Origin of the sequence: Thermophagus sp. OGC60D27, assembly GCF_052400625.1 — a bacterium.
In the GTDB taxonomy this organism is placed as follows: domain Bacteria; phylum Bacteroidota; class Bacteroidia; order Bacteroidales; family Marinilabiliaceae; genus Thermophagus.
Map to the genome: position 1 here is coordinate 462,151 of NZ_JBQTGH010000001.1, position 13,081 is coordinate 475,231.

At 42.2% G+C, this 13,081-nt stretch carries 13 protein-coding genes; 6 read left to right on the forward strand and 7 right to left on the reverse strand.

What is annotated here, in order from left to right:
- Window positions 1-256: 256 nt before the first annotated feature.
- Both ACT29H_RS01855 and ACT29H_RS01860 read left to right on the forward strand, forming a co-directional pair.
- Window positions 257-394: a hypothetical protein gene (locus tag ACT29H_RS01855; protein WP_444819889.1), complete on the forward strand. Its 138-nt coding sequence runs from the start codon at window positions 257-259 to the stop codon at window positions 392-394.
- 336 nt (window positions 395-730) lie between these two features.
- The gene (locus ACT29H_RS01860; protein WP_444819890.1) at window positions 731-1,711 is read left to right on the forward strand and encodes a GDP-mannose 4,6-dehydratase; all 981 of its coding nucleotides are present in this window, start codon (window positions 731-733) and stop codon (window positions 1,709-1,711) included.
- A 46-nt stretch (window positions 1,712-1,757) separates the two neighbouring features.
- Here the strand turns inward: ACT29H_RS01860 and groL are convergent, their stop codons facing one another.
- The 6 genes from groL to ACT29H_RS01890 form a co-directional block, all read right to left on the reverse strand.
- Window positions 1,758-3,395: a chaperonin GroEL gene (groL, locus tag ACT29H_RS01865; RefSeq protein ID WP_444819891.1), complete on the reverse strand. Its 1,638-nt coding sequence runs from the start codon at window positions 3,393-3,395 to the stop codon at window positions 1,758-1,760.
- 34 nt (window positions 3,396-3,429) lie between these two features.
- Window positions 3,430-3,708, reverse strand: a complete 279-nt coding sequence (locus ACT29H_RS01870; RefSeq protein WP_444819892.1) for a co-chaperone GroES — start codon at window positions 3,706-3,708, stop codon at window positions 3,430-3,432.
- Window positions 3,709-3,980: 272 nt separating this feature from the next.
- Window positions 3,981-4,337 carry a preprotein translocase subunit SecG gene (gene secG / locus ACT29H_RS01875; protein ID WP_444819893.1) on the reverse strand — a complete coding sequence of 119 codons (357 nt, stop codon included), beginning with the start codon at window positions 4,335-4,337 and terminating at the stop codon, window positions 3,981-3,983.
- A gap of 10 nt (window positions 4,338-4,347) precedes the next feature.
- Complete coding sequence (locus ACT29H_RS01880) at window positions 4,348-5,427, reverse strand: tetratricopeptide repeat protein (protein ID WP_444819894.1); 1,080 nt, start codon at window positions 5,425-5,427, stop codon at window positions 4,348-4,350.
- A gap of 13 nt (window positions 5,428-5,440) precedes the next feature.
- The gene (locus ACT29H_RS01885) at window positions 5,441-6,013 is read right to left on the reverse strand and encodes an LptE family protein (RefSeq protein ID WP_444819895.1); all 573 of its coding nucleotides are present in this window, start codon (window positions 6,011-6,013) and stop codon (window positions 5,441-5,443) included.
- 6 nt (window positions 6,014-6,019) lie between these two features.
- A complete protein-coding gene (locus tag ACT29H_RS01890) occupies window positions 6,020-7,303 on the reverse strand; it encodes a sigma-54 interaction domain-containing protein (RefSeq protein ID WP_444819896.1) in 1,284 nt (427 codons plus the stop codon).
- A 160-nt stretch (window positions 7,304-7,463) separates the two neighbouring features.
- Here ACT29H_RS01890 and kdsB point away from each other — a divergent pair, with 160 nt between their 5' ends.
- The 4 genes from kdsB to ACT29H_RS01910 all read left to right on the forward strand — a co-directional run bounded on the left by kdsB (window position 7,464) and on the right by ACT29H_RS01910 (window position 12,527).
- Complete coding sequence (gene kdsB / locus ACT29H_RS01895; RefSeq protein WP_444819897.1) at window positions 7,464-8,222, forward strand: 3-deoxy-manno-octulosonate cytidylyltransferase; 759 nt, start codon at window positions 7,464-7,466, stop codon at window positions 8,220-8,222.
- A 173-nt stretch (window positions 8,223-8,395) separates the two neighbouring features.
- Window positions 8,396-9,673 (forward strand): cytochrome b N-terminal domain-containing protein, encoded by a 1,278-nt coding sequence (locus ACT29H_RS01900; protein ID WP_444819898.1) that lies wholly within the window; start codon window positions 8,396-8,398, stop codon window positions 9,671-9,673.
- 60 nt (window positions 9,674-9,733) lie between these two features.
- On the forward strand, window positions 9,734-10,204 hold the full coding sequence (locus ACT29H_RS01905; protein ID WP_444819899.1) for a QcrA and Rieske domain-containing protein: 471 nt from the start codon (window positions 9,734-9,736) through the stop codon (window positions 10,202-10,204).
- Window position 10,205: 1 nt separating this feature from the next.
- On the forward strand, window positions 10,206-12,527 hold the full coding sequence (locus ACT29H_RS01910) for a multiheme c-type cytochrome (protein ID WP_444819900.1): 2,322 nt from the start codon (window positions 10,206-10,208) through the stop codon (window positions 12,525-12,527).
- Between the two features lie 135 nt (window positions 12,528-12,662).
- On the opposite strand, the gene ACT29H_RS01915 is transcribed toward ACT29H_RS01910, so the two are convergent.
- On the reverse strand, window positions 12,663-12,938 hold the full coding sequence (locus ACT29H_RS01915) for a DUF3781 domain-containing protein (protein ID WP_444819901.1): 276 nt from the start codon (window positions 12,936-12,938) through the stop codon (window positions 12,663-12,665).
- Between the last annotated feature and the right edge of the window lie 143 nt (window positions 12,939-13,081).

Below are 13,081 nucleotides of genomic sequence, written 5' to 3' on the forward strand. Positions count from 1 at the left end.
CTGCAGCGTGCAGGAACAAATCTTAAACGTTAGCTGACTCGCTGCAGTGTGCAGGAACAAATCTTAAACGTTAGACGAGCCGCTGCAGCATGCAGAAAGAAATCCTAAACCTTTGCTGTGTCGATCCGAACCAAAAAAGAACATATATAAAATTCAGGTAAATCATGTGAGCTTCATCAGACCAATATAAAGACAATTTTTTTCATAAAAATAAAACGATACATCCATAAATTGATGAAGACAAAAAACTTTTGAAATGAAACGATCCATGATAAAGTATGCCTCACACAAGAGCATGATTAGTTCTTGCGAGTTCCATCCGACCAATGGATTAACCCATTTTTATACGGATGAAACGAGCATGGCGACTTTTGCCACAAAAGTACATGTATAAATTTGGCCAAGCCATGTGAGTTCCATTCGACCAATAACTTAGATATAATTTATACGGATGAAACAAAACCCTTTTCTGAATTGTTTGCTTCATCTATTCTAATTCTGACAAATACCTTATTCTTTCTTTGCGACACATGGTAATTTTTATTACTTTGCCTATCATAATAATCCATTGTTCGCTGCAAGGGGAGTTCGGTATGTTTTTTAGGTTAATTCTGCAATATGGGTCTTATTTTCTTTGTGTGCACAATTGGCATTTAGCGGTTCGAAACAATGGCAGAAAATTATCTTCAGACAGAACACCCCAACACTTAAAACAGCAAAAAAATAACTCATGAATACAATCATCGTAACCGGCTGCGCCGGATTTATCGGGTCTCACTTGTCCGCAACCCTTCTCCATGAAGGTCATAAAGTAATAGGCATTGATAATTTTGATCCCTTTTACAGCCTGGACATCAAACGGCTCAATCTCCAAAAATGTCTGGATTATGAAAATTTCACTTTTTATGAAAAAGACCTGAGAGATGAGTCGTCGGTCAAAGACATCTTTTCTAATGGTGCGGATATCGTCGTTCATTTGGCAGGGAAAGCAGGTGTACGACCAAGCATCGCTGATCCACAGAGTTATATTGAAAACAACATAACGGCTACGAGGGTGGTATTAGATGCCATGAAAACTGCCCACATTCGTAAACTGGCATTTGCCAGCTCTTCTTCGGTTTATGGCAACAATCCCCAAAGGCCATGGAACGAAAACATCAATGTGGACCACCCCATCTCTCCTTATGCTTTTTCAAAAAAATCTTGCGAACTGCTCAATCATACCTGGCACCATCTTTCCGGTTTTGATATCATCAACATGCGATTCTTTACGGTTTATGGTCCGGGTCAACGGCCGGATCTGGCCATACATAAATTCACCCGAATGATGTTGGAGGGTCGACCGCTCACATTGTTTGGTGATGGCACCACCGCTCGTGACTACACCTATGTATCCGACACTGTCAGCGGAATTATTGGGGTTATCAATTACCTTCTGACTCACGAATCGGTATTTGAAGTGCTGAATCTGGGAAATAATCAACCGGTTTCCTTAAACGATCTGGTAAAAGAAATCAGTCTGGCAACGGCTATTTCACCCAAAATTGAACGGTTGCCCATGCAGCCGGGCGATGTGGACGTTACCTGCGCCGACATCGAAAAAGCTCAAAAGATGATTGGATATCGACCGCAAACAAAACTCCCTGAGGGATTAAAAGAATTTGTCGGGTGGTTTAAAGAGCATTATGAAATACTAAAAAAGGGTGTCTGATCAGACACCCTTTTTTTTTAAGATTAAATGATGATCGATTAACCGATTACATCATGCCGGGCATTCCGCCGCCCATTCCGGGGTTGGCAGGAGCTGCCGGTTGTTCTTCTTTTTCTTCAACCAATACACATTCGGTAGTAAGGAACATACCCGCGATTGAAGCAGCATTTTCCAAAGCAACACGAGTCACTTTAGCGGGATCGATAACACCTGATTCAAAGAAGTCTTGATATTCATCAATGCGAGCATTGTATCCGAAAGCATCTTTACCTTCTTTAACTTTCTGAACAATAACAGCACCTTCTTTACCGGCGTTAGCGACAATTTGACGCAAAGGTTCTTCGATGGCACGTTTTACGATTTCGATACCGGTGGTTTGGTCTTCATTTTCACCTTTCATGTTTTCAAGACCTTCGATAGCACGAATGTAGGCAACGCCACCACCGGGGACAATACCTTCTTCCACAGCAGCACGAGTAGCGCTCAAAGCATCGTCTACGCGGTCTTTCTTTTCTTTCATTTCCACTTCAGTAGCAGCACCAACGTAAAGAACAGCAACACCACCGGCCAGTTTGGCCAAACGTTCTTGCAGTTTCTCTTTGTCGTAATCGGAAGTGGTATTGGCAATTTGAGCTTTGATTTGCTGAGCACGCTGATCGATGGCTGCTTTATCGCCGGCACCATTCACAACGGTCGTATTTTCTTTGTCGATGGTTACTTTTTCGGCTTGACCCAGCATTTCCATGGTAGCATTTTCCAGCTTCAACCCGGTTTCTTCTGAAATAACGGTACCTCCGGTCAAGACAGCCAAGTCCTGAAGCATTTCTTTACGACGGTCCCCAAATCCGGGTGCTTTAACGGCAGCCACCTTCAAGGAGCCTCTCAGACGGTTAACCACCAAAGTAGCCAAAGCTTCACCATCAACATCTTCAGCTACGATAAGCAGCGGACGACCGGATTGAGCAGTTTGTTCCAATACCGGCAGCAAATCCTTCATAGTACTGATCTTTTTGTCATGGATCAGGATGTAAGGATTGTCCAATTCGGCCTGCATTTTTTCAGTGTTGGTAACAAAATAGGGAGAGATATAGCCCCGGTCGAATTGCATTCCTTCAACCACTTCAACGGTAGTTTCGATACCTTTGGCTTCTTCAACCGTAATAACTCCTTCGTGCCCCACTTTTTCCATAGCCTGAGCTATGAGACGACCAATTTCCTCATCATTGTTGGCAGAGATGCGGGCTACCTGTTCAATTTTACTGTTATCAGCACCAATCACCTTAGCCTGGCTGCGAATGCTTTCAACCACTTTAGCAACAGCTAAATCAATACCACGTTTCAAATCCATGGGGTTGGCACCGGCAGTCACATTTTTCAGTCCTACCTTAACAATCGATTGAGCAAGCACTGTAGCGGTTGTGGTCCCATCACCGGCATCGTCTCCGGTTTTGGAGGCTACTTCTTTTACCATTTGAGCACCAAGATTGGCGTATGGTTCGTTCAACTCAACTTCTTTGGCAACAGAAACACCATCTTTCGTGATTTGAGGTGCACCAAATTTTTTATCGATAACAACGTTACGACCTTTAGGTCCTAATGTCACTTTTACAGCATTGGCAAGCTGATCGATCCCTTTCTGAAGCCGTTCACGGGCATCAATATCAAATTTTATCTCTTTAGCCATAGTCTAAAAATTTTGTTCGTTTTTTAATTTTAGTTTAAGCGATGTAAAGAATGTCACTCTGTGAGATGAGCAAATAATCCTCACCATCAATGTTCAATTCAGTTCCGGCGTATTTACCATACAAAACCACGTCTCCGGCTTTAACTTCCATGGGTTCATCTTTTTTGTCGGCACCGATTAAAACCACTTCACCTTTTAGGGGTTTTTCTTTGGCTGAATCGGGGATGATAATACCACTTGAAGTTTTTTCTTCGGCTGCCTGTGGTTTTACCAAAACCTTACCGGCAAGAATTTTTCCTTTCAACGTTGACATTTCTATATTCATTTAGACGTTAAACAAATTAATTATTCCGCCCTGCTTTTAATCACAAACTGTGCCAAAGGTTCGTCTCAGTCTGCCTGCCGAAAAGAAAGACATTTTTTCAGCCGGACTATCCTTCCAAGTAGCCAATAAATGGTTGCAAAAGGCTCATTTGAAACACAACAAGCCTCGCCGCCACCCTTCCAGCTATTTCGCCATAGGGCAAAAAAAAAGTGTCAGCCTACGCTGACACTCTGTCATCATTCTGTCAAAATCGTTTTTTCCTACAAGCTATCTTGCGACGAACCTTCGGTTTCGGTCGTTGTTCCCTCTCCAATTCCGAAGTTCGGCAGTTCCTGAGTCGGTAAATTCATATTCTGAATTTCTTCATCAATTGCTGATCCTGCTCGTCCTGTGCCATTGGGCAAAAACATAACTGCCACCAATGACAATACCAAAAGTCCGCCGGCCAGCGTCCAAGTTGCTTTTTCCAAAAAATCGGCGGTTTTACGAACCCCCATAACCTGGTTGGAAGCAGAAAAGTTAGAAGCCAATCCGCCACCTTTGGAATTTTGAACCAAAACTATCAGTATCAATAATATACTAATCAAAATCACCAAAACTGAAATAAATTGATACATATTCTCTTAATTACTGATTATTAATAAGATCTTCCATTTCTTTTATACGGTCTGCAAAGTAAACACTTTTTTCGGGATATTTCAAACGCAATCGTTCGAATATCTCAATCGCTTTTTGATAACGTCCCTGTTTGATGTGAATATTTGCAAGAGTCTCGGTCATCAAATCGTCGCTTTCCTGAAGGCTTTTAACCGAAAAATCCTGATCCGACAGAGAGGAATCATCCCCCGGCACAATGCGTTTCTGACTACCGGCATTATTGAGGAAATTATCTATCAGATTCATTTTGTTGCGCTGTTTTGGTTTTTCCGCCGCGTCACGCTCTTCGGGTTGTGCCGTCGGTTCTTGATGAATAGGTTGATGCCTTAATAGATAAAGCCATTCGGAAAAGGATCGACTTTCATTAAAATCAACGACCGGGGGTTGCGACAAATCATATTCAACAGAGAACCCTTTTGAGCTAATGTCTCTTTCATAATCCAGCAGGTCGGCAGCAGGTAGTATCAAATCATGGGATGCCTCTTCCACAGACTCATTTCCCGCATCCTCGGAGCCATCATCAAAGGGATTGCCCGACAATTCGGACAGACTAATTTCTTCCCCCGTAGCGGAAATAATGATATCATCCACATTGAAATAATTGGCATCATCCCCGGTTTTTTGTGCGGGATCATCCACCCTGCCATCAACCGTTTCCTCCTCCTTTTCCGTCAGGAGACTGTCCGGGGCAGATTGATCTTCCTCCGGCACACGAACGTCAATCTCTTGAGGCTGATCCTGGCCCGAATTAATCATATCCTCCGGCACGGCTTCCACATCTACTGGCTGGGGCGCGGGTTCCGCCGGGGCAGCCACGGGCATATCATTGATCAGGAAAAATAGTTTTGACCGATCAGGGATGTAAGCCGCTGCCAATTTTAGTTCACTATTGAACCGGATATGATCCAACACATGAAGATTCTTGATCCATAACATCCTGCCTGCCTGGAAAAAGGGATAAGTTTCCAATACCTCTTTCAGCATTACCAGGGTTTGATCATCCAGTTTACCGGGATCAGACAGCAGGTCAATCAGTCGCATTCGGGCCATAGAAACATCTTTTTTACCAATCGGCAAATGCTTTATTAAAAATATTTTCGGTAAGTTCCTCCACTATTTCACTGACCAATTCATCTTCTATGGCAGTAATATTTTGTTCGCTCGGGAAGTCCCGATAGGCCGAGAATGAAGACTCCCAACTTTTTTCAGGATCTTTAAAATTCTCGTACCTGACATTAATTCTCACGGTCAGCCGGGTTTCAGCCGAGACGGCATCGGCTTGAATAGCCAGTGGCGAAGTTTCATAACCGGTAATCTCACCCGAAAAATCCACATCGCCGGTTCCATCGGCCAAGGTGAGCCGGGAACCGTTAATAACCCGATCTTTCAATGCTTCGGTGAGCGTCTGACTGAGAACAGGATTAATGTAGGCGGCTCGGTTGTCAAAGATCTGCACCGACGCCGTGCGAACATTTTCCGGGATGGAAGCACCATCAAAAGTCATCTGAATAGCACACCCCTGAACAAAAAGAATCACAAATATGGCCCCCCAGCTTCTCACTATCGCAGCCTTTAATTGTTTAATCCAGCCAAACCCCATACCTGTTTTTTTAATATTCAATACCGTTTTACGCATAAACTTTTATCCTTCAATATTGTGCTCTTTGATTTTACGATAGAGAGTGCGTTCAGAAATACCAAGTTCTTTGGCAGCCTGTTTCCGTCTTCCGCCATGCTTTTCCAAAGCTTTTTTGATCAGCTCCACTTCCTTCTCCTCCAAAGAAAGCGATTCTTCCACAAATTCTTCCGTGTCCTCAATATTATGATGCTCCGGATGTTGACGAGACGGATCATTTTGCGGGTGTCCTTTAAAAGAAACAACCGGCCCGTTCTTAATCAGTCGGGCATTACTTAAATCCTGAGCAGCGTCGTGATAAAGATTTTGAATAATTTCTGCATTTTCATCTTTCAAGTTAACTTCACTTCCATGTTGAAGGATTTCCAATACCAGCTTTTTCAGGTCATTCATATCCCGCTTCATATCGAACAACACCTTATACAAGATTTCCCTTTCATTGGCAAAGTCTGCACCGCCCAAATGATTTTCATTATTTCCAACCAGAGCCGGAAGGTTATCCCCCGAGTGAAAAGGAAGGTATTTTTCCAGATCACCGGCCGTCAAAACCCTTTCCTGCTCAATGATGGATATTTGCTCGGTAATATTTTTCAATTGCCGAATATTCCCGGGCCATCGATATCTCTCCAGTATTTCGCGTGCACCCGAATCAAGTTTTACTGCCGGCATGCGGTATCGATCGGCAAAGTCGGATGCAAATTTCCTGAAAAGTAAATAAATATCTTCGACACGCTCGCGCAAGGGTGGAATCTTAATGGGAACACTATTAAGACGATAAAACAGGTCTTCCCTAAATTTTCCTTCTTTGATCGCTTTCTCCAAATTAACGTTGGTGGCCGCCACCACCCTGACGTTGGTTTTTTGTATTCGTGAGGATCCGACACGCATAAATTCACCGGTTTCAAGCACCCTCAACAATCGCACTTGGGTGGCCAAAGGCAATTCACCTATCTCATCCAAAAAAATGGTCCCTTCATTGGCTTCTTCAAAATATCCCTTCCGGTCGGAATAAGCACCGGTAAAGGCCCCCTTTTCGTGGCCAAACAGTTCCGAGTCAATGGTTCCTTCGGGAATAGCCCCACAGTTTACCGCCACATAAGTGCCATGTTTCCGAGCACTATGTTGATGGATAATCTGGGGAAACACCTCTTTTCCGGTACCGCTTTCCCCGGTAATCAATACCGACAAATCGGTAGGGGCCACCTGAACGGCAACATCAATAGCCCTGTTCAGAGCTTCTGAGTTGCCGATTATTCCAAATCGCTGTTTAATTTGTTGTATATTGATCATGATAAACTGCTATTTTTTCAGTACTACCTGACAAAGTTACTATTCTTTGTCCGTTTTTCCATTTTGTAATTCCATAAATTAGTATTTTCTAAAACAAAATCATCTTTATAATTTTAGACCCTGATAAATCCATCCTAAAAGGAATCAATTAAAGCACGATATGAAAACTGAAGAAATACTGGGAATTATTCCTGCAAGATATGCCTCCACCCGATTTCCTGGAAAACCGCTGGCAGATATTGGCGGCAAACCCATGATTCAAAGGGTCTATGAACAAGCATCAAAAGCTTTAAAGCAGGTCGTGGTAGCCACGGATGACCAAAGAATAATGAATGCAGTGACCCGCTTCGGCGGACAATGCGTTATGACCGCCGACACCCATAGAAGCGGTACCGACCGATGCAAAGAAGCCCTTGATAAAACAGAAGCGATGCATGGACACGATTATAAAGTTGTCGTCAACATTCAAGGGGACGAACCCTTTATCAATCCGAAACAAATAGAAAAACTAACGTCCTGTTTCCACAATGCCGATACAGAAATTGCCACATTGGTAAAACCGCTCAAAAACCATCGGGAACTCTTTGACCCCAACAAACCCAAAGTGGTATTAAACAAAGATGCCAACGCCTTATATTTTAGTCGTTCTCCCATCCCATATCTGAGAAACACCCCCGAGGAAGTGTGGCACATCCATCACAACTATTTTATTCACATTGGATTGTATGCTTACAGAAGCGACATTCTCCGGGAAATAACCTTGCTCCATCAGACCCCTTTGGAAACCGCAGAATCGTTAGAACAACTCAGATGGTTGGAAAACGGATACATCATTACCACAAGAAAAACCGACCTGGAAAGCTGGTCCATCGACACACCAAATGATATAGAAGTTTTAAAAGATAAAGGAATTTTATAGTTGCGAATGAGGCAAATAGCTTGATGCCACCAAGTTAAGTTCACCAGACCTCTTGGTTTATATTCATTATAATTAAGCCTTCAGCAGGAGATTGAACCCTTATTCATATCAATTTGGAAACGCTTTTTTATATTTTTGCATAATCGTATGATTCTTAAAATTTTCAAATCATCATGAGGGGGGATTCATCAACCAGCAAGGCCATAAAAAAATTCATACTTCACCTTCATCCTAACAAAATTGACAGCAGGGCTATTGCTATTACCCGGACCTTTGGATTAGGCGGTATTGCAGCTTTGTTGTTCTTTATCTTGTTCATAACCGGCATGCTGCTCCGGTTTGTCTATGTTCCCTCTGCAGATCAGGCTTATGATTCCATCCTCACTTTGAAAAATGAAATTATTTTTGGCAATCTGCTTCGCAACCTCCATTACTGGAGTGCTATGTTGCTGGTAGTTGTAGTTTTTCTTCATCTGATAAGAGTCTTTTATTCGCAGTCCCTATTTTTTGAGCGACGTAAAAATTGGATTTACGGGTTGCTATTGATGTTTTTGGTCGTAAGTTCCAACTTTACCGGCTACCTATTACCCTGGGATCAACTTTCGTACTGGGCAGTTACCATTATGACCAATCTATTAAGCTATATACCTCTGATTGGAAAGGGCTTGGCCAATATAATCAGGGATGGCACCAGCGTTGGTGAAGGCACCTTGCTAAGGTTTTATCATTTCCACACAGGACTCCTTCCTCTCCTCATGGTCTTCTTGATGACCATTCATTTTTGGCTGGTACGAAAGGCAGGCGGGATAGCCCTTCCGGAGGCTGAAAGGACAACAAAGGTACCGGTTCATCCAAACCTCATCTATAAAGAAGCGGTAGTTGCCCTTGGCATTCTTATGATACTGCTGCTTTTTTCCATGTTCGTAGATGCTCCCCTTCAAGATAAAGCCAAACCGGCGGTCAGTCCCAATCCCAGTCGGGCTCCTTGGTATTTTATGGGTTTTCAAGAATTACTGATGCATGTACATCCTCTTTTTTCATCATTTATCATACCATTGTCTGTCGTCACATTTTTTGCGGCTATTCCCTTTTTCAATTATCAACAATTAAAACCGGGACAATGGTTTTACTCTGAAAAAGGGATAAAAATCACCCTCACATCAGGGCTTTTTTCGTTCATCTTTACCTTTGTCTTCATCATCTTGTCAGATAAAGTATTTGATTTTACCCATTGGCTGGAAGCCTGGCCAATAATTATCAGCACAGGGGTAATCCCAACCATTTTGTATTGGTTACCGGTCTGTTGTTTTATGATTTTTCTGGGTAAAAAGATTGCAGCATCGCGCATTGAAATGATAATCGGCTGGGTAACCATCATTCTTGTGGCATATATTACCATGATGTTGATTGGGAGTTTCCTGAGAGCAGAAGGGATGCAACTAATATTCTGACTAGTCATTATTTTCAAGATATAAATAAAAGATCCGGCATAAAGCAGATAAAAGGCAATAATGAAACCAATACAAATCAATCGTCGAAATTTTTTCAGAAAGTTTTTATACGCTCTTGTTTCTTTCCAGTTTATCTATATTCTGTTTCGTCTTCTCAAGCCCCGGAAACAGATTAAAAACGTAGATAACTATTTTGATGCAGGAGAAGTATCCTCTTTTGATAAGGGGAAAATATATCCATTTGGAACTCAAAGACTGTACTTACACCGACTCCCGGATGGGGGCTTTATGGCACTCTCATCCAGATGCACACATCTGGGATGCACCATTGGCTATAATACCTTGAAACAATCTTTTGAATGCCCATGTCATGCATCGGCCTTCAGCACCAATGGGGAGGTATTGTCACCACCAGCAACCCGCCCTCTGGATTTCTTCCCTATTGCATTCCAAAACAACCGTATCCTGATCGACATCAACAACCCTCAAAGGCGCAATAAATACCATCAATCACAAGTTAAGTACATTTAATATGGATCTCTCATCCTATAAAAAAACGGCACGTCTGTTGGGAATCATCCTTGTTTTTTTGCTTCCTGCCTATCTGTTATTGAAATATGCCTTTAGCGCTCCGGTTTATCTCCCCATACAGCAGGAAGCTCGCTTTGTCGGTAAAGAAAGCTGTAAGGAATGTCACCTGGGTGAATATAACGACTGGGTAGGCTCGCATCACGACAAAGCTATGGATGTGGCCAGCGACTCCACTGTACTGGGGAATTTTTCTGGTGTCACCCTGAAAAGCCGTGGAAGAATCCACAAGATGTACAAAAAGGATGATCGTTTTTTTGTCTATACCGATGGAGAAGATGGCCTAATGCACGAATTTGAGGTAAAATATGTTTTTGGCTTTACGCCGCTTCAACAATATCTGGTCGAATTTGACGGCGGACGTTTGCAGACTCTGCCACTTACCTGGAATACCCTCGATAGCACTTGGTATCACATGGCTGATTCCATCTACAAAAATGAAGTTATTGATCACAATAACTGGTTGCATTGGACCAACCAAGCCCAAAACTGGAACAGCATGTGCGCCGAATGCCATTCCACCAATCTTGTAAAAGGATATGACCTTAATACCGACACTTACCACACCACCTACTCGGAAATTGATGTGAGCTGCGAGGCCTGTCATGGCCCCGGTTCCAAACATGTAGAATGGGCCAACCTGCCGGAATATTCCAGAGAAAACATCCACAACTATGGATTGGTAGTAAAAACCAGTGGCATTAACAATGTCCAGTATGTGGATAATTGTGTGCGTTGCCATTCCAGAAAATCCTCTCTGGGCGATTTTGACCATTCCACCGCAAGTATCTATGATCATTCCGTCCCCAATTTACCGGAAGAACCAAGCTGGTTTATTGACGGTCAAATCAAAGATGAAGACTATGTATATGCTTCATTTCTTCAGAGTAAAATGTTTGGAAAAAACAGAGAAGTGCAATGCAACGATTGTCACAACGTACACAGCGGAGAACGCTTATACGATGACAACCGGTTATGTACGCAATGCCACCGCAGTGATATTTATGACACCTATGAACACCATCACCATAAATATCCCGGAGAAGAAGGGTACTCCGTCATTTCCGAATCTGGGGTAAAATATAATGTTGGTTCAGGAACCGAATGCATCAACTGTCATATGCACGGAAGGTATTATATGGGGGTCGATTATCGACGCGACCATAGCTTCCGCATTCCCCGTCCGGATCTCTCTATTAAACACGGAACTCCTAACGCCTGCAACCAGTGCCACACCGACAAAAGCAATGAGTGGTCGGACCAACACATCACCAAATGGTTTGGCGAACGAAGAAGACGCCATTATTCAGAAGCTTTTGCGGATGCTCAAAATGGCAAAGCAGAGGCTGCAACCGAACTAAAAAACATGGTGGCAGACGAGTTATTCCCGCCAAACATCCGATGCCTGGCATTGGAAAATCTGGGACGTTATTTCCCCGATACGCTCGAAACCATTTTAGATATCTATCTGAAACATTCCGAGCCTGCCATCCGACTTTCTGCCATTCGAACCATTCTTCAACCAACCGGCAAGAATATCGATAGGCTATTGGACGGACTTTCCGATGCAACCAAAGCAGTAAGGACCGAGGCGGTGCAAAAATTAATGCAAACAGGAGAAAACAGCATCCCGGCCAAATACAAAAAAGCTTATCAGAAGACACTGAAAGAGTATAAAAAAGTACTACTCTACAATAGTGATTTCCCTGTGGGAAAATTTAATCTGGCCAACTTTTATTACAACCTGAATGACCTAAACAATGCCGAAAAATATTATAAAGCGGCCCTTGAACAGGATAACCAGTTGACATTTATTAAGCTCAATCTGGCTTATTTATATAATCGGAAAGGACAAAATGAAAAGGCTGAACAACTGTTTCGGGAATATCTGAAAACAGAACCCAATGATGCTGAGGCCTATTATTCTCTGGGACTACTTCTCACGGAAATAGGCCGATACGATGAATCCTTAAACGCACTTCTGAAAGCCAGAGATCTGGCACCAGACAGGCCCAGAGTCAATCATAACATTGCCATGATGTATGACTTTATGAAGGATAAACAAAAAGCGGAAGAATATCTTAAATATGAAATACAAGTTGTAAACGACTTAAACAGTCGATTGGAACTTCTAAAATTTTATCTGGATAATAATGATGGCGAAAAAGCCTTAAGCTTTGGTGAAGAGACATTAACTCTTTATCCGAATGCCGCAGAAGTGAAACAGGTTGTTGAGCAATTAAGACAACAAATCACAACAAATTAATAGAATAGACAAACGCGTAAAATCCAATATAAGCTACAGAATTTAAAAAGCACTGCACTATCAAACTGCTGCACTGTTATTTAATGCTTAAATGTTCAAATTTACTAAATCACCCCGCATTACGTATTTTTATTGTTAGCGGTTCGTTGTTTTCTTGTTCAATTTATCGGCTGTAATTATCCTGTTCGTATAGGAATTAATTGTTAGTCGAGTATTCCTTTCTCTATTTGAAATGTAAATATTTTTACCTGTTTTTTTAAATTCAGATTCGTCTGTTTCCTGAATAATTGCAAAAATCAGTTCTTCAATTTCTCCTTTAGATAGGTTGACATTCAGTTTCTTATTAATTCTGTCATAAACAAGTTCCGTGAAACAAATCTTGTCTAAAATCTCTTGCTTATAATTATTCATGCTTGCTTATTGTAGACTTACCCTTTATAGGGCAGCTCTAAAATAGACATTTTTCTTTTTTTGAAACCAAAATTCTAAATGCATATTCAGTGAGCAAGGTGGTTCTGTCAAGGGCGGCTGAGGAACGAAGCCGTTTATATATC